Origin of the sequence: Neotabrizicola shimadae (genome assembly GCF_019623905.1) — a bacterium.
Classification (GTDB): domain Bacteria; phylum Pseudomonadota; class Alphaproteobacteria; order Rhodobacterales; family Rhodobacteraceae; genus Neotabrizicola; species Neotabrizicola shimadae.
Genome location: NZ_CP069370.1, coordinates 680735 through 704690 on the forward strand (window position 1 = coordinate 680735; position 23956 = coordinate 704690).

Annotated in this window: 20 protein-coding genes; 10 read left to right on the forward strand and 10 right to left on the reverse strand. The window is 69.1% G+C overall.

The features are described from left to right. Positions 1-55: 55 nt before the first annotated feature. From JO391_RS03220 to JO391_RS03240, 5 genes are all read right to left on the reverse strand, one after another. The gene (locus JO391_RS03220) at positions 56-2152 is read right to left on the reverse strand and encodes an alkyl/aryl-sulfatase (RefSeq protein ID WP_220662764.1); all 2097 of its coding nucleotides are present in this window, start codon (positions 2150-2152) and stop codon (positions 56-58) included. 134 nt (positions 2153-2286) lie between these two features. Further along, entirely contained in the window at positions 2287-2952 is a 666-nt protein-coding gene (locus JO391_RS03225) for a Crp/Fnr family transcriptional regulator (RefSeq protein WP_220662765.1), read from the reverse strand. Continuing rightward, positions 2949-4496 carry a murein biosynthesis integral membrane protein MurJ gene (gene murJ, locus JO391_RS03230; RefSeq protein WP_220662766.1) on the reverse strand — a complete coding sequence of 516 codons (1548 nt, stop codon included), beginning with the start codon at positions 4494-4496 and terminating at the stop codon, positions 2949-2951. The genes JO391_RS03225 and murJ overlap by 4 nt, the downstream gene beginning before the upstream one ends. Next, on the reverse strand, positions 4496-7291 hold the full coding sequence (locus JO391_RS03235; RefSeq protein ID WP_220662767.1) for a [protein-PII] uridylyltransferase: 2796 nt from the start codon (positions 7289-7291) through the stop codon (positions 4496-4498). The genes murJ and JO391_RS03235 overlap by 1 nt, the downstream gene beginning before the upstream one ends. Positions 7292-7299: 8 nt before the next feature. Next, positions 7300-8463 (reverse strand): penicillin-binding protein activator, encoded by a 1164-nt coding sequence (locus JO391_RS03240; protein ID WP_220662768.1) that lies wholly within the window; start codon positions 8461-8463, stop codon positions 7300-7302. 88 nt (positions 8464-8551) lie between these two features. On the opposite strand from JO391_RS03240, the gene rsmI reads away from it, so the two are divergent. The 3 genes from rsmI to gshB all read left to right on the forward strand — a co-directional run bounded on the left by rsmI (position 8552) and on the right by gshB (position 10823). Then, positions 8552-9442 carry a 16S rRNA (cytidine(1402)-2'-O)-methyltransferase gene (rsmI, locus tag JO391_RS03245; protein WP_259444813.1) on the forward strand — a complete coding sequence of 297 codons (891 nt, stop codon included), beginning with the start codon at positions 8552-8554 and terminating at the stop codon, positions 9440-9442. Between the two features lie 7 nt (positions 9443-9449). Then, positions 9450-9806: a YraN family protein gene (locus JO391_RS03250; RefSeq protein WP_220662770.1), complete on the forward strand. Its 357-nt coding sequence runs from the start codon at positions 9450-9452 to the stop codon at positions 9804-9806. Positions 9807-9878: 72 nt separating this feature from the next. Beyond that, the gene (gene gshB / locus JO391_RS03255; RefSeq protein WP_220662771.1) at positions 9879-10823 is read left to right on the forward strand and encodes a glutathione synthase; all 945 of its coding nucleotides are present in this window, start codon (positions 9879-9881) and stop codon (positions 10821-10823) included. A gap of 121 nt (positions 10824-10944) precedes the next feature. Here gshB and JO391_RS03260 read toward each other — a convergent pair whose 3' ends face one another. From JO391_RS03260 to cobU, 4 genes are all read right to left on the reverse strand, one after another. Continuing rightward, positions 10945-12459, reverse strand: a complete 1515-nt coding sequence (locus tag JO391_RS03260) for a YifB family Mg chelatase-like AAA ATPase (RefSeq protein ID WP_220662772.1) — start codon at positions 12457-12459, stop codon at positions 10945-10947. 45 nt (positions 12460-12504) lie between these two features. Further along, positions 12505-13380 (reverse strand): glutathione S-transferase, encoded by an 876-nt coding sequence (locus JO391_RS03265; RefSeq protein WP_220662773.1) that lies wholly within the window; start codon positions 13378-13380, stop codon positions 12505-12507. A gap of 73 nt (positions 13381-13453) precedes the next feature. After that, a complete protein-coding gene (locus JO391_RS03270; protein ID WP_220662774.1) occupies positions 13454-14032 on the reverse strand; it encodes a histidine phosphatase family protein in 579 nt (192 codons plus the stop codon). Beyond that, positions 14029-14508 carry a bifunctional adenosylcobinamide kinase/adenosylcobinamide-phosphate guanylyltransferase gene (gene cobU / locus JO391_RS03275; RefSeq protein ID WP_375155681.1) on the reverse strand — a complete coding sequence of 160 codons (480 nt, stop codon included), beginning with the start codon at positions 14506-14508 and terminating at the stop codon, positions 14029-14031. The genes JO391_RS03270 and cobU overlap by 4 nt, the downstream gene beginning before the upstream one ends. Positions 14509-14639: 131 nt before the next feature. Here cobU and JO391_RS03280 point away from each other — a divergent pair, with 131 nt between their 5' ends. The 7 genes from JO391_RS03280 (at position 14640) to JO391_RS03310 (ending at position 21795) form a co-directional block, all read left to right on the forward strand. Continuing rightward, complete coding sequence (locus JO391_RS03280; protein WP_220662776.1) at positions 14640-15521, forward strand: RNA polymerase factor sigma-32; 882 nt, start codon at positions 14640-14642, stop codon at positions 15519-15521. Between the two features lie 65 nt (positions 15522-15586). Continuing rightward, positions 15587-16783, forward strand: coding sequence for a bifunctional phosphopantothenoylcysteine decarboxylase/phosphopantothenate--cysteine ligase CoaBC (gene coaBC / locus JO391_RS03285; protein WP_220662777.1), 1197 nt, complete (start codon positions 15587-15589; stop codon positions 16781-16783). A gap of 115 nt (positions 16784-16898) precedes the next feature. Beyond that, positions 16899-17366 carry a dUTP diphosphatase gene (gene dut / locus JO391_RS03290; RefSeq protein ID WP_220664428.1) on the forward strand — a complete coding sequence of 156 codons (468 nt, stop codon included), beginning with the start codon at positions 16899-16901 and terminating at the stop codon, positions 17364-17366. A 7-nt stretch (positions 17367-17373) separates the two neighbouring features. Next, positions 17374-18432 (forward strand): HesA/MoeB/ThiF family protein, encoded by a 1059-nt coding sequence (locus JO391_RS03295; RefSeq protein WP_220662778.1) that lies wholly within the window; start codon positions 17374-17376, stop codon positions 18430-18432. Then, complete coding sequence (locus JO391_RS03300) at positions 18429-20084, forward strand: glycoside hydrolase family 3 protein (RefSeq protein ID WP_220662779.1); 1656 nt, start codon at positions 18429-18431, stop codon at positions 20082-20084. Before JO391_RS03295 ends, JO391_RS03300 begins: the two co-directional genes overlap by 4 nt. Positions 20085-20188: 104 nt before the next feature. Beyond that, a complete protein-coding gene (locus JO391_RS03305) occupies positions 20189-20974 on the forward strand; it encodes a transporter substrate-binding domain-containing protein (protein ID WP_220662780.1) in 786 nt (261 codons plus the stop codon). A 35-nt stretch (positions 20975-21009) separates the two neighbouring features. Further along, positions 21010-21795, forward strand: coding sequence for an amino acid ABC transporter permease (locus tag JO391_RS03310; RefSeq protein WP_220662781.1), 786 nt, complete (start codon positions 21010-21012; stop codon positions 21793-21795). A gap of 139 nt (positions 21796-21934) precedes the next feature. On the opposite strand, the gene JO391_RS03315 is transcribed toward JO391_RS03310, so the two are convergent. Further along, positions 21935-23830: a heavy metal translocating P-type ATPase gene (locus JO391_RS03315; RefSeq protein WP_220662782.1), complete on the reverse strand. Its 1896-nt coding sequence runs from the start codon at positions 23828-23830 to the stop codon at positions 21935-21937. Positions 23831-23956 lie beyond the last annotated feature (126 nt).

The following is a 23956-nucleotide window of genomic DNA, read 5'->3' on the forward strand; positions in this document are numbered from 1 at the left end:
CATCCCTCCCCACGAGGGGGAGGGGAAGCGCGGTGTGCGTTGGCCGGTTCTGGCGTCACTCGGGCGAGATGAGGCCCACGGTGGCCTCGAAGGCGGGTTCCTCGGCCACGGACGGGGACTTGGTGCCCGGCATGATCTGGAAGCGCGGGTCGAAGGTGACCATCGTGGCGGCGAGCTTGCCCAGGATGGTGGGGTCGCCCTGGATCTGCGCCGTGCCATCGGCGATCACCTCTTCCAGTTGCCGCACCCCCATCATCACAAGCTCCAGATCGGCGCGGTTGATGGTGAGCGTGAGATCGGCCTCGTCGGACTGGAAGCCCGCGATGTTCGTGAGCGTCGCGTTCGACAGTTCCACCAGGAATTTCTCGCCATTGTCGGGCGTGACGAGGTTCATGGTGAAGGCCATGCCTTCCGCCTTGCGGCTGTCCATGCGGATGCCGAGGAAGTTCAGGAACAGTTCGGTCGACATCGCCCGGATGATGTCGGGCGAGGAGCTGTCGGCCGTGGCGCCTTGGGGAATCCCGGTACGCAGTTCGTAAGCCGCAGCGAGATAGCTGTTGCGCAGGCCTGGATTTTCGTTCTGGTAGCCGAGCTGTTCGAAGATGTCGGCCAGAAGGTCCTTGGCGGGCTGGTTGTCGGGCTGGGCCTGCACCAGCTTGTTCACGATCTCCATCGCCAACAGATACTTGCCCTCGTCATGCAGTTCCTGCCCGCGCGACATGATCCTGTCCGCGCCCATCATCTCGACATAGAGCGGCGCGGAGTCTTCCGGCGAGAGCGGCACGAGGGTGGCGGGGTTGCCGTCCCAGTAGCCGAGATAGCGCTGCACCACGCCGCGGGCATTGTGCTGCGCCGAGCCGTGGTAGCCCCGGCAATGCCACTTCTGCAGGATCGACTCGGGCTGCACATAGACGTTGTGGATCTGGTTGATCGTCACGCCCTGGTTGGCAAGGTTCAGCACCTGGTTGTTGAAATGGGCGTAAAGGTCGCGCTGGTCGCGCAGCACTTCCTGAATCCGCTCGTTGCCCCAGCGTGGCCAGTGGTGCGAGGCGAACATCACCTCGGCTTCCTGCCCGAAGAGATAGAGCGCCTCGGCGATGTATTTGGACCAGCGCAGCGGGTCGCGCACCTGGGCACCGCGCAGGGTGTAGATGTTGTGCAGCGTGGCGGTCACGTTTTCCGCCATCCACAGTGCCTTCAGTGACGGGATGTAGGTGTTCATCTCGCGCGGGGCTTCGGTGTTGGGCGTGTTCTGGAACACCATTTCCAGACCGTCGACCTCGAAGGTCTCGATCGGTTCGCGCACCGAGCGCGTGGGCGCGATCAGGCCGGTGGCGCCGGCGGAAACCCCCTGGCCCAGACCCTGGCCGACATAGCCATAGGGCGAGGCGGGCAGCAGCAGGCCATACTGATAGAACAGCCGGCGGTTCATGGCGTTGCCGGCATAGACGTTTTCCGAAACGGTGAAGTCCATGAAATCGCCGGGCGCGATGATCTGCACCTTGCCCGAGGCGATGTCTTCTTCCTTCAGGTCCAGGCCGCGCACGCCGCCGAAATGGTCGCCGTGGGTGTGGGAATAGATCACCGCCACGATCGGCAGATCGCCGCCGACCTTTTCGCGGAAGAGCTTGGTCGCCGCGCGCACCGGTTCGGCCGAGACCAGCGGGTCGAAGACGATCCAGCCGGTCTTGCCGCGGATGAAGGTGATGTCCGAGAGGTCGACGCCGCGCACCTGGTAGATGCCGGGGACGACCTCGTAGAGACCGTAGTTGTTGTTCAGCCGCGAGATACGGACCAGCGACGGGTGGATCGAATCGAAGTCGCGGTCTTCGTTGAGGAACTGGAAGCGTTCCATGTCCCAGGCGACATGGCCGGAATCGGCCATGATCTTCAGGTCTGGCATGGGGGCGATGAAGCCCTTCTTCAGTTCGTCGAAATCGCGGGTGTCGGCGAAGGGCAGGGTGGCCTTGGCCTCTTGCAGCACCTTCAGGGTGAACTCGGACGGCGCCTTGCCCTTGGGATGGAAGTGGCCCGGATGGGGCGCGGTTTCCTGCGCGCGGGCCTGACTTTCGTCGAAGATCACCTGGCTGCCGATGGCGAAGGCCGCGCCGGTGACGGGCAGGGCGCCGAGGAATTGGCGGCGGGTGGTCATGGTAAGGCTCCTTCGTCGGAAACTGACAGATTCGGGCCTCGACACGCTCGGGCGTGGAAGCGGTGCGAGGATGATACCGGATCAGGGCCAAAGTCTGCCACGGATGTCGCAGTCGGCCGGTGAACTCCTGGTGATCAGCGGCGATCCGCCTCGGCCTGGAGGGCGGTGGCATCGACGATGCGGAGCCCTGCATATTCAAGCTGGACGACGCCATTGGCGATCAGGTCGCCAAAGGCCCGGCGGAAGGCGGCGCGGCTCATGCCCGCAAGGCGGCCCAGGTCTTCCTGCGTGGCGCGGACATTGCCATCGGTATCGGCGATGCGCAGGAGAAGCCGGGCGAAGCGGGCGCGGGGCGGCAGGGCCAGCGCCTCGGCCAGCACCTGGATGGCCAGCGTGCCGTTGCGGTGGGCGAGCGCGGCGAAGGCGGGCCAGTGGTGGGGCCTCTCGGCCAGAAGCCGGCGCAGGGTGGCGGCGGGCAGGGCCACGACCTGCGCGGGGGTGGCGGCGGTGAGGGTCAGGCTGCGCGTGGTGCCGGCCAGCAGGGCGGAATCGCCGATCCACAAGCCGGGGGGCGCGCGGTGGATCACCACTTCCTCGTCTTCGGAGATGGGGATGGCGATGTCGAGGAAGCCCTCTTCCAGGCCGAAGAGGCCGTTCGGCTCGTCGCCCACGGCATAGAGGCTTTCGCCGCGGGCGAGGGTCTTCCAGCGGGCGGCGGCGAGGATGGACTGGCGCAGGTCTTCGTCCTGTTCGGCCAGCCAGCCGCGCGTGGCGAGGACGACGGGGGCGGGCCGGATCATGGGCGGCGGCGGGTGAGGGCGGCGCGCCATTCCGACAGGCGGAAGGCGCCGGTCAGGGTGCCGAAGGCGAAATAGGCGAGGCTGCCAAGGGTGACGAGGATCAGGAGCGCGAGGTAGCGCCAGCCGGGCGTGCCGATCATCGGGCCAAGGAGGATGGCGCTGCCCCAGAGCACGGCGCCCATGAGGAGCGCGGCGAGGACGATGCGGGGGGCGCGCGCGCGGAAGCGGTCGTCGAAGCGCGCCTCGGCCCCCATGCGGCGCGAGCCCCACCAGAGCTGGGCGACCATGACCCAGCCCGAGACGGTGGTGGCCAGCGCCGCGGCCATGAAGCCCATCACGGGGAGGAAGCCCACGGCGAAGGCGGCGTTCACCACCATCGAGATCACGGCATAGCGGAAGGGCGAGCGCGTGTCCTCGCGGGCGTAGAACAGGGGTTGCAGGACCTTGTGCAGCACGAAGGCGGGCAGGCCGATGCCATAGGCGGCCAGCGCCAGCGCCGTGGCGGCGGTGTCGTCGGGGCCGAAGGCGCCGCGCTGGAACAGCACTTCGCAGAGCGGCAGCGCGATGACGACGAGGGCGACGGCGGCGGGGAAAGTCAGCGCAAGGGCGAATTCGGCCCCGCGGTTGAAGGAGGCGCGGCCGCCTTCGGCATCGCCCGCGCGCAGGCGGCGCGAGAGGTCGGGCAGGAGCACGGTGCCGATGGCAATGCCCACGACGCCGAGGGGCAGCTGGTAGAGCCGGTCGGCGTAGGAGAGCCAGGCGACGGCGCCTTCGGTGAAGGAGGCGACCTGGCGGCCGACGAGCAGGTTGACCTGCACCACGCCGCCCGACAGGACGGCGGGGCCGGCGATGATGAGCAGGCGCTTGAGTTCCGGTGTCCAGCGGGGCAGGCGCAGGCGGGGGGAGAAGCCCGCCCGGGCCGCAGAGACCCAGGTGAAGGCCAGCTGTGCGATGCCGGTGAGCGGCACGGTCCAGGCGAGCGTGAGGCCCATGTCCCAGCCGAGCCGGTCGCCCAGCAGCATGGCGGCGATGAACATCAGGTTCATTAGCACGGGCACGAAGCTGGCCTCGGTAAACCGGCCCCAGGCGTTCAGCACGCCGGAGAGGAGCGCGACCAGCGAGATGAAGAGCAGGTAGGAAAACCCGATGCGACCGTAGAGCACGGCGAGGTCGAAGCGTTCGTCGCCCACGAAGCCCGAGGCCATGGCCCAGACCAGCCAGGGCATGGCCAGCGTGCCGATCAGCGTGACGACAACCAGCACGCCGCCCAGGCCGTTGAAGGCATCGTTGGCGAAGGCATTGGCATCCTCGCCCGCCTCGAGCTTCTTCGAGTAGAGCGGCACGAAGGCGAAGTTGAAGGCGCCTTCCGCGAAGAAGCGGCGGAACATGTTGGGCAGCGAGAAGGCCACCAGGAAGGCCTCGGCCACCGGGCCCGCGCCCAGGTAGGCCGCCATCATCACGTCGCGCACGAAGCCCGCGCCGCGCGACATCAGCGTCCAGCCGCCGACCGTCAGGAAGCCGCGGACAAGGCGGATGGGTTGCATCAGCCCTGCGCCCGTTCCGCACCTTCGGCGATGGCCTGGCGCAGCTTCTTCTCCAGCGCGTCGCGCTTGGTCTTGGAATGGAGTTTCAGGCCGAACATGTCCTTGACATAGAAGCTGTCCACCACCTGCGCGCCATAGGTCGCGATCACGGCAGAGGCGATGTAGATGTTGTTGTTGGCCAGCGTGCGGGTCAAGTCATACAGAAGGCCCGGCCTGTCGCGGGTATCGACCTCGATGATCGTGTAGATCTCGGACCCTTCGTTGTCGAAGGTGACATGGGTGGGGAAGCGGAATTCCCGCTCGCGCTTCTTCACCTTGTCGCGGTCCTTCAGCGCCTCGCGCGCCACGACCTCGCCCTTCAGGGTGCGTTCGATGATCTTCTGCAAGCGCGGCAGGCGCGAGACCTCGTAGGGCTTGCCCTCGCCGTCCTGCACCCAGAACACGGCGGTGGCGTAGCCGTCCTTCGAGGTATAGGTGCGCGCGTCCACCACATTGGCCCCCACCAGCGCCAGCGAGCCGGCCAGGCGCGAGAAGATGCCGGGGTGGTCCACCAGGGCGAAGCAGGCGCGGGTGGCGTCGCGGTCGGGATCGGGGTGCAGGTCGATGCGGATCACGTCATCGGGCAGGTCCACCAGCAGCCGGGCGAAGACCTCGTGCGTGACGGTGGGCAGACCCTGCCAGTAGGGGGCGTAGTGGCGGGCGAGTTCGGCCTCTATGGCGGGTGCGGTCCAGCCGGTCAGACGGGCGCGCAGCGCCTCGCGCGCCTCGTCTTCGCGGTTCTCGCGGTTCAGGACTTCAAGCCCGCCTTCCAGCGCCTTCGCCGTCTCGCCGTAAAGCGAGCGCAGGAGCATGGCCTTCCAGTTGTTCCAGGTGCCGGGGCCGACGCCGCGGATGTCGCAGACGGTCAGCACCGTCAGCAGGTCCAGCCGCTTTTTCGATTTCACCGCCTTGGCGAAATCGCGCACCGTGCGGGGATCGCCGATATCGCGCTTTTGCGCGGTGTCGGACATCAGGAGGTGATAGCGCACCAGCCATTCCACCGTCTCGCATTCCTCGGGGTCCAGCCCGAGGCGTGGCGCAACGCGCCGGGAAATCTGTGCGCCGATGATCGAATGGTCCTCGGGCCGGCCCTTGCCGATGTCGTGCAGCAGAAGCGCCACATACAGAACCCGGCGGTTCACCCCGGCCTGAAGGATCGAGGAGGAGAGCGGCAGATCCTCGACCAGTTCGCCCCTTTCGATCTGGGCCAGGACCGAGATGCACTGGATGATGTGCTCGTCCACCGTGTAGTGGTGGTAGACGTTGAACTGCATCATGGCGACGATGCGTTCGAATTCCGGGATATAGGCCCCCAGAACCCCCAACTCGTTCATGCGGCGCAGCGCGCGTTCGGGGTTGCCATGATCCAGCATCAGCCGCAGGAAGATGCGCGCGGCCTCGGGGTTGTCGCGCACGTCATCGTCGATCAGGTCCAGATTGGCCGCGATCACGCGCATGATGTTGGGGTGAAGCAGATAGCCTGACCGCAAAGCCTCTTCAAAGACGCGCAGGATGTTCAGCGGGTCCTGCAGGAAGGCCGCATGGTCGGGCACATCGAGCCGGCCCTGGACGATCTGGTAGCCTGCGACCGTCTTGCGGCGGTGGCGGAAGAAGCCGGACAGCGAGGCGTCGGACTTGACGTGCCGCGCCTCCAGCTCGGTCAGGAAGATGCGGGTCAGTTCGCCCACGCGGGTGGCGTGGCGGAAGTAGTCCTGCATGAAGAGTTCTACGCCGCGCCGCCCTTCGGCATCGGCATAGCCCATGCGGCGCGCGACCTCGACCTGCGCATCGAAGGTGAGCGTGTCCGAGGCGCGGCCGGCGATGTAATGCATGTGGCAGCGCACGGCCCAGAGGAAATCTTCGGCGGCGGCGAAGGTGGCATATTCCTCGGCAGTGAACAGCCCGACGGAGACAAGGCCCTGCGGGCTGGCCACGCGATTGAGATATTTGCCGATCCAGTACAGCGTCTGCAGGTCGCGCAGGCCGCCCTTGCCCTCTTTCACGTTGGGCTCCAGCACATAGCGCTGGCCACCCTGCCGTTTGTGCCGTTCGGCCCGTTCGGCGAGCTTTGCCTCCAGAAACTCCGGTCCCGTCGTGCGGAACAGGTCTTGCCAGAGCCGTTCGCCCAGTTCGGTCGCCAGCGGTTCGTGCCCGGCGATGTAGCGGTGTTCCAGAAGCGCGGTTCGGATGGTGATGTCGGATTTGCCCAGGCGGACGCAGTCGCGCACGGTGCGGCTGGAATGGCCGACCTTCAGCTTCAGATCCCACAGGATGTACAGCATGGATTCGATCACGCTTTCGGCCCAGGGCGTGATTTTCCACGGTGTCAGGAACAGAAGGTCCACATCCGAGAAGGGCGCCATCTCGGCCCGGCCATAGCCGCCGACCGCCAGCACGGTCAGGCGTTCGGCCTGGGTCGGATTGGGAACGGAATGGATCAGGCGGGTCGCAACGGCGAAGGCGGTGATGACCAGCGCATCGGTCAGCGCGGCTTGGGCGCGGACCTGGACGCCGGCGGTGCGGGGATGCGTGGCAAAGGCCGCTTCCAGCGCGGCATTGGCCTCGGCCTTGGCGGCGGCAAGGTGGCGCACGGTGATGGCGCGCGGCGTGGCGCCGGCGGGCGCGGTGGCGATTTCGCCGGCGATGGCGGCGAAAAGCGCCGCGGTGTCGATGGTGCGGGGCAGGCCGATTTCGCCGGCCTCAGCGCCGGAGCCGGCCGGAACCGCGGCCGGAGAGGACGGAACGGCGGAGCCCATGGCGGCGATCAGAACCCGAAGCCGCCGAAGCTGCGGGGCGCCGCATCCACGACCACGACCTGGCGGTTCTGGATTTGCGCCACGGCCAGGCCGCGCTGGTTGGTGCCATCGGGCAGGAAGCGGAAGATGCCGGTAACGCCGGCAAAGCCCGACCCCTGGGTCAGCGCCGAAGCCGAGAAGCCCTTGCCGCGCTTGGCCAGCGCGCCGATGGCGGCCACGCCGTCATAGCCGAGGCTCGCGATCGGATGGGCCGCCGTGCCATAGGCCGCCTGGTAGCGCTGCTGGAACTGGCCATACAGCGCGGGGTCGGGCAGCGCGAAATAGCCGCCCTGCACGCCGGGCAGCGCCACCGCCTCGGCCGGGATGTCCCAGCGGGTAAGGCCAAGGAAGCGCACCTGGTCGGCCGCCAGCCCGTTTTCGCGCAGAAGCTGGGTCAGAAGTGGCAGCGCGCCCGCGGTTTCGGCGGTCAGGAAGATCGCGTTCGCGGCCGAGGATTGCGCGGTGGCAGCGATGGTCGGGGCGGCCTGCACGATGCCGTTTTGCGAGAATTCATACGAGGCCGACCCCGCGACCGTGCCACCGGCCTGCGGGATGGCCGCCGTGATCGCGGCCTTGCCGGCCTCGCCCGCGGCATTCTGGTCGGACACGACCATGATGCGCGGCATCCCGTTGCGCACGGCATAGCCGGCCAGCCGCTGCGCGGTGTTGAGGAAGGTGTTGCCCAGCACGAAGACATTGCCGCCGGCGACGGCGGGGTTGTTCGAAAAGGACAAGACGTTCACGCCGCTGGCCGCGGCCACGGCGCCCACGGCATTGGCCTCCTGCGCATAGACCGGGCCAAGGATGACGACCGCGCCCTCGGCTATGGCCTGGGTGGCCATGGCCTGCGCCTCGGCCGGGCTGCCCTTGGTGTTGTAGACGCGCAGGTCGATCTTCACGCCGCCCAGATCGGCCGCGGCCAGGCGGGCGGCGTTCTGCAGGCTTTGTGCCAGCACGTCGTCCGAGCTTTGCCCCGACCCGCCGGGAACGAGGAGCGCGACCGGCACGGCCTCGCCCTGGCTGACGGTGGGACCACCGCCGCCGGTGGGCTGGCAGGCCGCCAGCGCAAGGGCGGCAAGCGCCAGGGCAGCGCGTCCGATCGACTTGCGGGCACGGGCCAGAACCGACAACATGGGATGTTCCTCGAAGCAGGGGCAAAAGGCAGGCAATGGCGCGGAGCCTATGCGGTTCCGCTGCGGAAGTAAATTGCGGGAGGCGGGCGTGACAGCCGGACCGGAGGCGGAAGAGGGGCGCTTTGCCGGGGCCGGGGTGGCGCCGGGGCTGCATTTCGTGGCGACGCCCATAGGTGCCGCGCGCGACATCACGCTGCGCGCGCTGGATATTCTGGCCGGGGCCGATGTGCTGGCGGCCGAGGACACGCGCACGCTGCGCCGGCTGATGGAGATCCACGGGGTGCGGCTGGGCGACCGGCCGCTGGTCGCCTATCACGACCACAATGGCGAACAGGCCCGCCCCCGGCTGATCCGCGCGCTTCAGGAGGGCAAGTCGGTGGCCTATGCCTCGGAGGCGGGCACGCCCCTCGTGGCCGACCCCGGCTTCCAGCTGGGCCGTGCGGCGATAGAGGCGGGCCTGCCCGTCCATGCCGCGCCGGGGGCTTCGGCGGTGCTCTGCGCGCTGACCGTCTCGGGCCTGCCGACCGACCGGTTCTTCTTCGCGGGCTTCCCGCCCCCGGCCGAGGGCGCGCGGCTGCGCTTCCTGCAGGAGGTGGGCGCGGTGCCCGCGACGCTCGTGCTCTACGAATCGCCGCGCCGGGTCGGCCGGCTGCTGGCCGAGATGGCGGTGCTTTACGGACCGGCCCGCCCCGCGGTGCTGTGCCGCGAACTGACCAAGCGCTTCGAAGAGGTGGTGCGCGGCCCCCTGGGCGCGTTGGCCGATGCCTTTGCAGAGCGCGAGGTGAAGGGCGAGGTCGTGGTCCTGCTTGGCAAGCCCGAGGCCGCGGAAGCCAGCGCCGAAGAGGCCGAGACGGCGCTGCGGCAGGCGCTGGAGCGGCTTTCGGTGAAGGATGCGGCGGCGGAAGTGGCGGCGAAAACCGGACTGAATAAACGAATGCTTTATCAAATGGCCTTACGACTCGGAGAAGGCGAGGCGTGAGGGCGACATGGGCGGTGCGGTTTCCTATTGGGCAGGACTGGCAGCCGAAGAGGCGGTGGCGCGGCGCTACGCCGGCGAAGGGGCCAGCCTGGCCGCGCGGCGCTGGCGCGGCCGCTCGGGCGAGATTGACCTTGTGGTCCGCGACCGCGACGGCAACACGGTGTTCATCGAAGTGAAGCAAAGCCATAGCCATGCCGAGGCCGCGCTGCATCTGGGCGAACGGCAGATGCGCCGCATCTGGTCGGCGGCCTCGGAGTTCCTGGCCGGCGAACCCCTTGGCCAGGCCACGCCCTCGCGCTTTGACGTGGCGCTGGTCGATGGCCAGGGCCGGATCGAGGTGATCGAGAACGCCTTCGCCGCCTGACGGCGGATTGCGCCCGCCCTCCGCTTGCGCCATTCAGGAAGCCCCGGATGACGGCAACGGATGGAGTTGGCCATGGCGCTGAAGGTCGCCCTGCAGATGGACCCGATCGGGTCGGTGAACATCAACGGGGACAGCACGTTCCGCATCGGGCTAGAGGCTCAGGCGCGCGGGCATTCGCTGTTCTACTACACCCCCGACCGGCTGGCCTTTGTCGAGGGCCGCGTGATCGCGCGCGGCTGGCCGATCGAGCTGCGCCGCGAGCAGGGCAATCACGTCAGCTATGGGCCAGAGACCGAAGTGGACCTGGCCGAGTTCGACGTGGTCTGGCTGCGGCAGGATCCGCCCTTCGACATGGGGTACATCACCACCACGCATCTGCTGGAGATGATCCACCCCAGGACACTGGTGGTGAACGATCCCTTCTGGGTGCGCAACTCGCCCGAGAAGCTCCTGGTCCTCAGCTTTCCTGACCTGACGCCCCCCACCGCCATCGCCCGCGACCTGGCCACGATCCGCGCCTTCAAGGCGCGGCACGGCGACATCATCCTGAAGCCGCTCTACGGCAATGGCGGGGCGGGGGTGTTCCGGCTGGATCCGAACGACCGCAACCTTGCCTCGCTGCACGAGCTCTTCACCTCGATGAGCCGCGAGCCGATGATCGTGCAGAAGTTCCTGCCCGATGTCGCCAAGGGCGACAAGCGCGTGATCCTGGTCGATGGCGAGCCGGTGGGGGCGATCAACCGCGTGCCCCAGGCGGGCGAGACGCGGTCGAACATGCATGTGGGCGGGCGGCCCGAAAAGATCGGCCTGACCGAGCGCGACCTGGAAATCTGCGCCCGCATCGGCCCGGTGCTGCGCGAAAAGGGCCAGGTCTTTGTCGGCATCGACGTGATCGGCACCTGGCTGACCGAGATCAACGTGACCTCGCCGACCGGCATCCAGGAACTGGAGCGGTTCGACGGCACCAATGCCGCCGCGAAGATCTGGGAAGCGATCGAGGCGAAGCGGCGGGGCTGAGGCCGAGCGCCGGAAACCGCTGCGGTTTCCGACCTTGAGTGAAGGGCGGTGTGAACCCGTTCCTTCAACATCATGCGGCCCGCGCGCGGGCCATGGCCGCGCCACATCCGCGGGTGCCGCGTCACCGCGCGGTGCCGATGGCGATGCGGTAGCTCAGCGCCTCGGCCACATGCGGCTGGCGCACTTCGGCACTTTCGGCCAGGTCGGCGATGGTGCGCGCCACGCGCAGGATGCGGTGGTAGCCTCGGGCCGACAGGCCAAAACGTTCGGCCGCGCGCGTCAGGAACGCGCGGCCCTCGGCATCGGGGCTTGCCGCCTCTTCCAGCAGCGCGCCGGACAGGTCGGCATTCACCCGCAGCTCCGGCCGCCCGGCGAAGCGCGCCGCCTGGGTGTCGCGCGCCGCCCGAACACGGGCGGCGACCGTGGCCGAGGTGTCGCCCGTGGCGGGCAGATCCAGGTCGCTGAAGGCGACCGGCGGCACCTCGATGCGCAGGTCGAACCGGTCCATCAGCGGGCCGGAGATGCGGCCCAGGTAGTCGTCGCCGCAAAGGGGTGCCTTGCCGCAGGCGCGGGCCGGGTCGGCCAGATGGCCGCAGCGGCAGGGATTGGCCGCCGCCACCAGAAGGAACCGGCAGGGATAGCGCACATGGGCATTGGCACGCGCCACCATGATCTCGCCCGTTTCGATGGGCTGGCGCAGCGTGTCGAGCACCTGCCTTGGAAACTCGGGCAATTCATCCAGGAACAGCACGCCATTGTGGGCAAGGCTCACCTCGCCCGGCTTCGCCCCCTTGCCGCCGCCGGCGATCGCCGCCATCGAGGCGGTGTGATGCGGCTCGCGGAAGGGACGCACCCGGCTGATGCCGCCTTCGTCCAGAAGCCCGGCGAGCGAATGGATCATCGAGGTTTCCAGCGCCTCGACGGCGGTGAGCGGCGGCAGGATGCCGGGCAGGCGGGCCGCCAGCATGGATTTGCCCGATCCGGGAGAGCCGACCATCAGCAGGTGGTGCCGCCCCGCGGCCGCGATTTCCAGCGCACGCTTGGCGCGTTCCTGGCCCTTCACCTCGCGCAGGTCGCGGGCGGCGGGGCCGGCGCTGACCTCGCCGGCCTCGGCCGGGGTCAGGGCGCTTTGCCCGGTGTAGTGGCGCACCACCTCGTCCAGCGAGGCGGCGGCCAGCACCTGGGCCGCGCCGACCCAGGCCGCCTCGGCGCCGCAGGCGCGCGGGCAAAGAAGCGCGCGGTCCTGTTCAGCGGCGGCCATCGCGGCGGGCAGCGCGCCCACCACCGGAATGAGCCGCCCGTCTAGCGACAATTCGCCAAGCGCCACCGTCGCCTCGACCTCGTCGCGCGGCAGGATCTCCAGCGCGGCCAGCAGCGACAGCGCGATGGGCAGGTCGAAATGCGAGCCTTCCTTGGGCAGGTCGGCGGGCGAGAGGTTCACGGTGATGCGCTTTGACGGCAGCGCGATGGACATGGCGGCCAGCGCGGCGCGCACCCGTTCGCGCGCCTCGCTGACCGCCTTGTCGGGCAGGCCGACGATGGAAAAGGCCGGCAGGCCGGGGGCGACGGCGCATTGCACTTCGACCGGCCGGGCCTCGACCCCTTCGAAGGCCACCGTGAAGGCCCGTGCCACCATCGAACTACCCCTGACGCCCCGGTTCAGGGATAGGCTCCAAATGGTTTACGCTTTGTAAATCTTGATAAAGGCCGGCCAGGCTTCCGGGTCGGCCACGGTCTTGTCGCGACAGAAGGCGTTGCAGAAGCCGAAGCGGCGGCCTTCGAGTTCCAGAACATGGGTGACGGGCTTGCCCGAATAGGGACAGGCGGCGTTTTCGGCCTCGGTGCCGTCCACGGCGCGGGCAGGAAGCGGTCGTGGCCCCGGCCAGTCGCGCCGCTGCCAGTCGCGGCGGTAGAACTCCTGGTCGGCGCCGTCGACCAGACCCATCGCCCGCCATTTGCGGAAGGAGGGATGCGCCAGATGCGCCTGCACATAGGCCATGGCTTCCGGCCGGACCGGCAGGTTGTAGGTGGCGATGCGCGTGGCCACGGGGGCGAAGAAGGCATCCGCCGCCGAATAGGCGCCGCAAAGCCAGGGGCCGGGCGATCCGGTCTGGCTGCGCGCCCAGGCCCAAATGGTTTCCAGCCGCTCCAGGTCGGCGAGCACCGCCTCGGGCGGCTCGCAGGTGGTATAGCTGACGCGCAGGTTCATCGGGCAATGGTTGCGCAGGGCAGTGAAGCCCGCGTGCATCTCGGCCGCCAGCACGCGCGCCACGGCGCGGGCCTTGGGGTCGGCGGGCCAGAGCCCGGCCTCGGGGTGGCGCGAGGCCAGTTCCTCGGCGATGGCGATGGTCTCGGGCACCACCACGCCGTCGGGCGTGCGCATGGTGGGCGCGGTTCGGCCGGGGAAGAAGCCATCGGCCAGCATCTTCGGCAACTCGTCCGTGTAAAGCCGCGCGGAATGGGTCTTCACCGGGATCCCGAAGGCATCGAACAGAAGCCAGCCGCGCAGGCTCCAGGACGAATAGCCGCGGTCGCCGATCACAAGGTCGTAGGTCATGTCACACTCCGGTTTCGCGGCAGGCTAGGGGGGCGCGAGCCGGGGAAAAAGCGATGAATTGTGGCCGCATCCATCACGGACGGTGATTTATCTCGGCCACGGTCCAGCCCTCACGGCCAAGGGTCAGGCAGGTGACCGAGAGCGGCTCGATCCGTTGTGCCAGCACTTCGTAGGCCGTGCATCCACGGGCGCGCTGCAGCTGCGTCAGGATCACGCCGAAATGCGCGACCGCCACGATGTCGCGGCCGGGATGGGCGGCCCGCAGCCGGGCCGCGGCGGCGCTGACGCGGGCGGCGGCGGCGTTCCAGCTTTCGCCGCCGGGCGGGGCGGTATCGCCCGGGCGATCCCAATAGGCGCGGGAGTCTTCGGGCCAGCGTTCGGCCACCTCGGCGGCGGGCAGACCCTCCCAGGCGCCGAAATCGAACTCGCGGAACGAGGGCTCGTGCGGCAGGCGCTGGCGCGTTGCCTGGATCGCATCGGCGGTGGCCACGGCGCGGCGGAGGTCGGACGAGACGACCAGCGCCCCCTCGGGCAGGAAGGCCGACAGCCGGTCCAGCGCGGCGCGGTCCGACAGGTCGGCGGGCAGGTCGGTGCGCCCGATCAGGGCACGCGAATGGGTGGGGCCGTGGCGCACCCAGAAGAACCGGCTCATGCCAGCCCCTGGGGCAGGCCGCCCTTCAGCGCCAGCGGCAGCCCCGCCATCACCGCCACCACCAGCTCTGCCGATCCGGCGAGGCGCTGGTTCAGCCGGCCCTGGGCATCGCGGAACGCCCGCGCCAGCGCGTTTTCCGGCACGATGGACCAGCCCACCTCGTTCGACACCACGACGACCGGCGCGGCGCAGGCGGCCAGCGCCGCCAGCAGCGCCGCCGCCTCGGCCTCCAGGTCATGTTCGGCAAGAAGGTGGTTCGTCAGCCAAAGGGTCGCGCAATCGACCAGCACCACCTCCTCCGCCCCTGCCGCAGCCAGCGCGCCGCACAGATCCAGCGGCGCCTCGGCGGTGATCCAGTCGCCGCCGCGGTCGGCCCGGTGGCGGGCGATACGGTCGCGCATCTCGTCATCCCAGGCCTCGGCGGTGGCGATGTAGCGGCGCGGCCGGGCGGTCAGGCGCACCAGCCGTTCGGCCACGGATGACTTTCCCGACCGGGCGCCTCCGATCACAAGGGATAGTTTCGGAAGGATTGATCCGGTCAAGGGTTGCGTCCGTAGAAGGGTCAGTTGCGCGAAGGCCAGGCGCGCCCACGACAGGGGGAACGGACATGGCATTTGACGGATATACCGGGCGGGGCATGTCCCGCCAAGCCGCCCGAGCAGAACTGCTGGACGCGGAGACCGAGGAACGCCTCGCCCGCGCCTGGCGAGACCGGGCCGACGAAGCCGCGCTGCACCGGCTGGTCACGGCCCATATGCGGCTGGCGATCTCGATGGCGGCCAAGTTCCGCCGCTATGGCGCGCCGATGGAAGACCTGATCCAGGAGGCTTCGCTGGGCCTGATGCGGGCGGCGGAACGCTTCGATCCCGACCGCGGCGTGCGGTTTTCCACCTATGCTGCCTGGTGGATTCGTGCCGCCATCCAGGATCATGTGATGCGCAACTGGTCGCTGGTGCGAACAGGCTCGACCACCGGGCAGAAATCGCTGTTCTTCAACTTGCGCCGTGTGCAGGCCCGGCTTCAGCGCGAGGCCCGCGACCGGGGCGAAACCCTGGAAGGCCATGCCCTGCGCCAGCGCATCGCCGAGGAACTGGGCGTCACCGAAGCCGAGGTCGAGATGATGGACGGCCGGCTTGCTGGCTCGGACCTGTCGCTGGACGCGCCGCAGGGCAGCGACGAAGAGGGCCGCGCCTGGGTGGATGCGCTGGAGGACGAAGGTCCTCACAGCGCCGAACAGGTGGCCGCCGCCCACGACGCCGGGCGCCTGCGCAGCTGGCTGGCCAAGGCGCTGGCCGCACTGAACCCGCGTGAACGTCTGATCGTGACGGAACGCCGCCTCAAGGGCGAGGGCCGCACGCTGGAATCGCTTGGCGAGGAACTGGGCCTGTCGAAAGAGCGGGTGCGCCAGCTCGAGGCTGCGGCCTTTGCCAAGCTGCGCCGCAGCATCGAATCCCAGTCGGGCGAGGCGCGGCTGTTCCTCACCACGTGAGTTTGCCAGATTGAGTTTACCTGTCCGCGCCCCTACAGCTTGGGGGCGCGGCAGGGAGAGACAAGATGCTGGCGGGCAAGCGCATCCTTCTGGTGATCGGCGGCGGCATAGCGGCCTACAAGGCGCTGGACCTGATCCGCCGACTCAAGGAACGCGGGGCAGCGGTCACGCCGGTTCTCACCAGGGCGGGGGCCGAGTTTGTCACACCCCTGTCCGTGGCGGCGCTGGCCGGCGAGAAGGTGCATTCCGAACTCTTCGACCTGACGTCCGAAGCCGAGATGGGCCATATCCAGCTGTCGCGCGTGGCCGACCTGATCGTGGTCGCCCCCGCCACCGCCGACCTGATGGCCAAGATGGCGACCGGGCGGGCCGATGACCTGGCCTCGACCCTGCTCCTGGCCACCGACACGCGCGTGCTGGTGGCGCCCGCGATGAATGTCCGCATGTGGGATCATCCGGCGACCCGTCGCAATGTCGCACATCTGGCCGCCGACGGCGTGCTGTCGGTCGGGCCGAACGCGGGCGAGATGGCCTGCGGCGAATATGGGCCGGGCCGCATGGCGGAACCGCTGGAGATCGTCGCGGCCATCGAGGCCGCGCTGGCGGACGGGCCGCTGAAGGGCCGGCATGTGCTGGTGACCTCTGGTCCCACGCATGAACCCATCGATCCGGTGCGCTATATCGCCAACCGGTCCTCTGGGGCGCAGGGCACGGCGCTGGCTGCCGCGCTGCGCGACCTTGGCGCGCGCGTGACCTTCGTGACCGGCCCGGCCTCCGTACCGCCGCCGCCGGGCGTGACCGTGGTGAAGGTGGAAACCGCGCGCGAGATGCTGGCGGCGGTTCAGGCGGCGCTGCCCACCGATGCGGCGGTCTTTGCCGCTGCCGTGGCCGACTGGCGCGTGGCCAATGCCGCCGGGCAGAAGATGAAGAAGGATGGCTCGGGCAAGGCCCCCGCGCTGGAATTTGCCGAGAACCCGGACATTCTTGCGACCGTGGCGCAGATGGGCGAGGGCCGGCCCCGGCTGGTGGTGGGCTTCGCCGCCGAGACCGAGTCTGTCGTGGCCCATGCCGGTGCCAAGCGGTTGCGCAAGGGTTGCGACTGGATCGTGGCCAATGACGTCTCGCCCGAAAGCGGCGTGATGGGCGGGGCCGAGAATGCGGTGACAGTCATCGACGGCGCGGGCGCGGAAAGCTGGCCCCGCATGGGCAAGGACGAGGTCGCCCGCCGCCTGGCACAGCGCATCGCCGGGGCGCTGGCGTGACGGCAGGGCGGGCTGCAAAATCCTTCGAAGAATCCTGGCTCCTGTCGGTCCAGCGCCGCACAAGTCCCGCGGACCGAATGAGTATTTGGGCACAGAAGAAACGGGCAGGGGCGTGATGATTCCCGAAGTGCTGATCCTGTTCGAGGACTGGGCCGACCGCGGCCTGCCCTTGCCCGCCTATGAAACCCCTGGCGCCGCCGGGGCCGACATCCGCGCCAACCTGCCGCCCAACGAGCGCGCCGAAGGCGTGACGCTGGCGCCGATGGAACGGCGCATCGTGGCGACCGGCATCCGGGTGGAAATCCCGCCGGGCTTCGAAATGCAAATCCGCCCGCGCTCCGGCCTGGCCACCAAGCACGGGATCACCCTGCCCAACACGCCCGGCACCATCGACAGCGATTATCGCGGGCCGCTTGGCGTGGCCTTGGTGAACCTTGGACCTGCGCCCTACACCATCCACCACGGCGACCGCATCGCGCAGATGATCGTGGCCCCGGTTGTGCAGACGGGCTTCCGCGTGGTGGACCGCCTGTCCGATACCGGGCGCGGCGAGGGCGGCTTCGGCTCGACCGGGCGGTCGTGAGGCGCGGATGCTGCCGGTCCTGATCCTGATGGCGGCGGTCTGGGGCCTGGGCTGGCTGATCGGCCTGCCCACCCGCCTGCGGATTGCCGGGCTTGCGCTGATCTGGGCCGGGGTGGTGCTGGTGCAGCTGCTGCTGCCCGCCGGCCATCCCTTGCGGGTTGCCACCGGCGGCCAGGTCGAACCCTGGGCGGTCCTCGGCGGCTTGGCGGCGCTGGTGATCGGCTACCGCGCCCTGCTTCTGCACCTTCGCGCGCGGGCAAAGCCCGCCGCCATGCCTGCCGCGCCGGCAGCTCCCGGCCCGTTCAGCCCCGCCGAGCTTGACCGCTACGCCCGCCATATCCTCTTGCGTGAGATCGGCGGCCCCGGCCAGCGCCGCATGAAGGACGCGACCGTGCTGGTGGTCGGGGCAGGGGGCCTTGGCTCGCCCGCGCTTCTGTACCTGGCCGCGGCCGGGGTGGGCACGATCCATGTCATCGACGACGACGTGGTAGATGCCTCGAACCTCCAGCGCCAGATCATTCATTCGGGCGACCGCATCGGCCAGCCCAAGGTCGCCTCGGCGTCCGAGGCGATGCGCGCGCTGAACCCCCATGTCACCGTGGTGCCCCATCGCCGCCGGCTGGACGCCTCCGCCGCCGCCGAGCTGTTCCCGGCCTGCGACCTGATCCTGGACGGCTCCGACAACTTCGACACCCGCTACGCCGTGAACGCCGCCGCCGTGGCCGCCGGCAAGCCGCTGATCGCCGCCGCCCTCACGCAGTGGGAAGGCCAGATCGCGCTCTACGATCCCGCCCGCGGCACGCCCTGCTATGCCTGCGTCTTCCCAGACCGCCCCGCCCCCGGCATGGTCCCCACCTGCGCCGAGGTCGGCGTGGCCGCGCCCCTGCCGGGGATCCTCGGCTCGATGATGGCGATGGAGGCGGTGAAGCACCTGACCGGCGCGGGCGAGACGCTGGCGGGCCGGATGATGATCTACGACGGGCTCTACGCCGAGGCCCGGGTGATCCGCACCTCGCGGAACCCGGATTGCCCGGTCTGCGGCCACCTGCATGGAGGAAAGACATGACCATCGACCTCACCGCCGCGCCCTTCGGGCTGGATGCAGAGGGCATCGCCTGGGTGCAATCCACCCTCGCCGCCATGACCCCGCGCGAAAAGGCGGGGCATCTCTTCGTCCATCTCTCGCGCGGCTTCGACCCGGCGGAACTGCCCCGCCTGGGCGCACTCGCCCCCGCCGGCATCACCCGCTTCTTCAGCCCCGACGGCCCCGGCGAGGCTGCCTTCCTCACCGCCGCCCAGGCCCAGGCGAAGCTGCCGCTCCTCGTCTCCTCCGATCTCGAAGGCTCGCGCATGAGCCTGCCCTTCGGCACCGAAGTGCCGAACCCGCTGGCGCTGGCCGCGGTGAACGACATCCAGGCCAGCCGCCAGATCGCCCGCATCATGGCCGAGGAAGCCCGCGCCATCGGCGTGAACTGGACCTTCACGCCCGTCATCGACATCAACGCCGCCTTCCGCTCGGCCATCGTCGCCACCCGCGGTTTCGGCGCCGAGGTCGACAAGATCGAGGCGCAGGCGCTGGCCCAGATCGCCGAGTTCCAGGCGGCCGGCGTCGCCGCCACCGTCAAGCACTGGCCGGGCGAGGGGCATGACGACCGCGACCAGCACCTTGTCACCACCATCAACCCCCTTTCGGTCGAGGCGTGGGAGGCGACGCATGGCCGCCTCTACCGCGCCGCCATCGCGGCGGGCGTGAAATCGGTCATGTCGGCGCATATTGCCTTTCCGGCCTTCGTGCGCTCCATCGACCCCCAGGCGGGGATCGAGGCCTTCCGCCCCGCCACCGTAAGCCACACCCTGACCACCACGCTTCTGCGCGACAGGCTCGGCTTCAACGGCGTCATCGTGTCAGATGCCACGCCCATGGCCGGCTTCTGCGCCTGGGCCGCGCGCAGCGAGATGTTGCCGCAGGTCATCACCGCCGGCTGCGACCTGATCCTCTTCTCCGACGATCCCGAGGGCGACCTCGCGCTCATCGAAGCCGCCATCGCCGATGGACGCATCCCGCAACAAAGGCTCACCGAGGCGCTGACGCGCACGCTTGGCCTGAAGGCCGCTCTTGGCCTGCACAAGGCCCGCCCCGTCTCGAACCTCGCGAAACTCGGCCAGCCGCAGGACCGCGCCACCGCCCGCGCCGTCACCGCGCGTGCGCCGACGCTGGTGAAGGATGTGAAGGGCCTTCTGCCGTTGTCCCCCGCGAGACACCGCCGCGTGCTGATGGTCTCCGGTGGGGTGGTGCAACCCTTCTTCCCGCATCCCATCCCGCTCGACCTGCCCGACCTGATGCGCGCCGAAGGGTTCGAGATCACGCTGTTCCAGCCCGGCCAGCACATGCACCCTGCCGACTGGGACCTGATGGTCTTTGCCTTCGCCGAAGAAACGTTGCTGACCCGTGGGCGCATCTTCCTGGATTGGGCCAAGGTCATGGGCGGCTTCGGCCCGGCGATGGAACGGCACTGGCACGAGATCCCCACGCTGATGGTCTCGTTCGGCTTCCCCTACTACCTCTACGATGCCCCACGCGTGCCCGCTTACGTCAACGCCTATGCCTCGATGCCCTCGATGCAGGCGGCGGTGGTCGATTGCCTTCTGGGCCGCGCGCCCTTTGCCGGCACGCCGCCGCACGATCCGTTCTGCGGGCTGGAGGACGCGCGATACTGAACGGTCCCGCCATCCTGCTTGCGCGGTCACTTGCCCTTTCCCCCGGCCTGCTGCCATAGTCTGCCGCCAGAAAAGACGCCTTCAAGAACCACAGGGAGTCCCCGATGAAACTTGCCCTCGCCGGCCTGACGCTGGCCCTGACCGCCGCCTTCGCCCCCGCCTTCGCCGAAGTGCCCGACCTCGGCGGCCGCGAAGTGACCGTGGTGACCGAAAACGCCTATCCGCCGCTGCAATTCCTCGACAAGGCGGGCAAGCCGATCGGCTGGGAGTACGACGCGATGGACGCCATCGCGAAGAAGCTCAACATCACCGTGAAGTACGAAAACACGTCTTGGGATGCGATGATCCCGGCGGTGGCCGAAGGCCAGTACGACATGGGCATGACCGGCATCACCATCAAGGAAGACCGCAAGGAAAAGGTCGATTTCTCCGAGCCCTACATGCGGTCGGAAATGCTGATGATCGTGCGTGGCGATGAAGCCCGCTTCACCGACGCGGCCAGCTTCGCGGCCAACCCCGAACTGCTGGTTTCGGCCCAGCCGGGCACCTCGCCCTTCTATGCCGCGATCTACAACATCCTCGACGGCAACGAGGAAAACCCCCGCGTCATCAAGTTCGAAACCTTCGGCGCGGGGCTTGAGGCGCTGAAGACCGGTGACGTGGATCTCACGCTGTCGGATTCCACCGCCGCGAACGGCTATGTCGCCGCCTCGAACGGCGGACTGAAGATCATCGGCGAGCCGCTCGCCTCGGAAGATTTCGGTTTCATCTTCCCCAAAGGCTCCGACCTGGTGGCCCCGATGAACGCCGCCATCGCCGAACTCAAGGCCGACGGCACCTTCGAGGCGCTGAACAAGAAGTGGTTCCTCGACTACAAGATGGGTGAGTGAGACCCCCGCCCCGGCGTAGGCCGGGGCCTCTTCTCATGACTCCCAATTCCCAACCGGACAAGGATTTTCCCTGGTGGCTCGTCATCGTCGTGGTGACGGGCCTTTACCTGTTCTGGGAGGTCCTCTCCGACGAGGTCTATGCCCAGGCGCTGGCCACGCTGTCCAAGGGGATCCGGATCACGATCCTTGTCACCCTGATCGCCTATGTCACCGCCTGCATCCTGGGGCTTCTGCTCGCGCTCGGCGGCCTGTCGCGCTGGATCGTCCTGCGCCAGGCCTGCCGGCTGTACATCGAGGTGATGCGCGGCGTCCCGATCATCGTGCTTCTGCTTTATGTGGCCTTCGTCGCCGTGCCCGCGCTCGTATGGGCGTGGAACTGGTTCGGCCTGCCCACGGCACGGGCGCGCGACGTGCCGCTTCTGTGGCGCGCCGTGGCGGCGCTGGCGCTCGCCTATTCCGCCTTCCTGGCCGAGATCTTCCGTGCCGGGTTGCAGGCGGTGGACAAGGGCCAGATCGAGGCCGCCGAGGCGCTTGGCCTGAACGGCTGGCAGCGCTTCCGCTTCATCGTCTTTCCCCAGGCCTTCCGCATGGTCCTGCCGCCCCTGGGCAACGATTTCGTGGCCATGGTGAAGGACTCCTCGCTGGTCTCCGTTCTGGGCGTCACAGACGTGACCCAGTTGGGCAAGGTCACGGCGGCGGGCAACTTCCGCTACTTCGAGACCTACAACGTGGTGGCGCTGATCTACCTGACGATCACCATCACCCTCAGCCTCGCCCTGCGTCACATCGAGACGCGGCTCCGATCACGGGCCGAACGGTAGAGGGGGAGGCAGGTTTTCTGGAAGAAACCCGCAAGTTCGTTCGAGCGAGTTTGGCAGCGAAAAGTGTGAAGTCCAAGTTAATTCGGACTTGCAACCTATTGAAAAAATTGAGTCCGGCTAGGCGTCCGAGCTCGGACGCCTAGCCCTTGCCCCGGATCGGGTCGGCCAGCAGCCGCAGCCCGTTCAGCACCACCAGGACCGTGCCCCCCTCATGCCCAACGACCGCCAGGGGCAGGGGCAGGTCAAGGAACAGGGCCCCCGTGACCAGCAGGACCATGGCCCCCAGGGCAAAGGCCAGGTTCTGCCGGATCACGCCGGCCGTGCGCCGGGCCAGCCGGTGCGCCTCGGCCAGCCGGGTCATGTCCTCGGACAGAAGGGCCACATCGGCGGTCTGGAGCGCCACCTCGCTGCCCCCCACCCCCATGGCGATCCCAACATCCGCCCGGGCCAGCGCGGCGGCATCGTTGACCCCGTCCCCCACGAAGGCCACCCGCCCCGCCGAAGCGAGCCCCGCCACCAGATCCACCTTCCCTCCCGGCAAGAGGTCGGCGTGAATCTCCTCCGGCGCCAGCCCCAGGTCGCGCCCGATCCGCTCGGCCACCGCCCGCCGGTCCCCGGTCATCATGGCGATCCGGCTGACGCCCCCCGTGCGCAGCGCCGCCAGCCCAGCGGCCGAGCTTTCCCGCGGGCGGTCGGCCACCGTCACCGCCCCCAGCACCCGGTGTCCGCGTCCCAGCCAGACCACCGTCTCGGCCCCGTCGGCCAGCGCCTCGATCCCGTCCGGCACCGCCTCCACCCCCATCCGCGCCAGCATCCGCCGGTTGCCGGCCCACAGCGGCGCCGCGCCATCGCCCGCCACGATCCCCTCGCTCGGCAAGGCCCGCACCGCCTCGGCCGGCACGACGGTCACGCCCCGCGCCTCGGCCGCCCGCCGGATCGCGCCGGCGATGGGATGCTCGGACTGGGCTTCGAGCCCCGCGAAGAGGGCAAGGAACGCGCCCTCCTCCATACCCGGAGCAGCGAGGCCCGTGACCTCGGCCTTGCCCGTGGTCAGGGTGCCGGTCTTGTCGAAGGCGAAGGACTTGACCGCAGCCAGGGTCTCCAGCGCGGTGCCGCCCTTGAACAGCACCCCGCCGCGGGCGGCGGCGGAGAGGGCGGAGAGGATCGCGGATGGGACCGAGATCACCACGGCGCAGGGGCTGGCGGCGACCAGCAGGGTGGCGGCACGATAGAGCGCCTGGTCGGGAGGAGTGCCTGTCCAGCGGAACAGAGCCCAGGCCGCGACTGAACCCGCGAGGACGCCCACGGTGTAGCGCTGGCCGAACCAGTCGGAGAAGCGTTCCGAGGGGGAGCGGGCGGCCTGCGCCTCGGTGACCAGGCGGATCATCCGGGCCACGGTGCTTTCGGCGGTGGGCCGGGTGACCTCCATTTCGATCACGGCCGACAGGTTCACCGTGGCCTCCAGCACCGGCTGGCCGGGGGCGTGGTGGACGGGCATGGATTCGCCCGTGATGGTGGCCTCGTCGAAGCCGCCCTCGCCGGACCGGATGACCCCGTCCACGGGGACGCGGGCGCCGGGGCGGAGGATCACCAGGTCGCCGGGCAGGAGGCTGGCGGTCGGGATCTCGGTCACGCCGGTGGGGGTCTTCTTCAGGGCGGTGTCGGGGCGCAGCGCCATGAGGGCCTCGACGGCGCGGCGGGCGCGGCCCATGGCGCGGTGTTCGAGGGTCTCGGAGAGGCTGAAGAGGGTGAGGAGGACGGCGCCTTCCAGCGGGGCGCCGACCCAGGCGGCGGCGAGGGCGGCCACGACCATGAGGAGGTCGATGTCGAGGACCCGGTCCCGAGTGAGGGAGCGCAGGGCGGAGAGGCCGGGGGGGACGCCGCCTGCTAGGTAGGCGAGGGTGAAGCCCGCCCACTGGAAGGGGAGGTCGCCGGCGGTGCGGGCGAGAAAGCCCAGGAAGAGGCCCGCGACGGTGAGGGCGGTCAGGAGGAGGTCGCGGTCCTCGGCCGAGGCTTGGGCATGGGGCTGGGCCATAGGGGCATCATGGCAGGGCCGCGGGGCCGTGGCCATGCGGCGGGGAGGCGTCCGAGCTCGGACGCTTGGTTGGATGTAATGATTTCAATGGCTTGCAGTCACGCATTAACTCGGCGGTAAGAATTG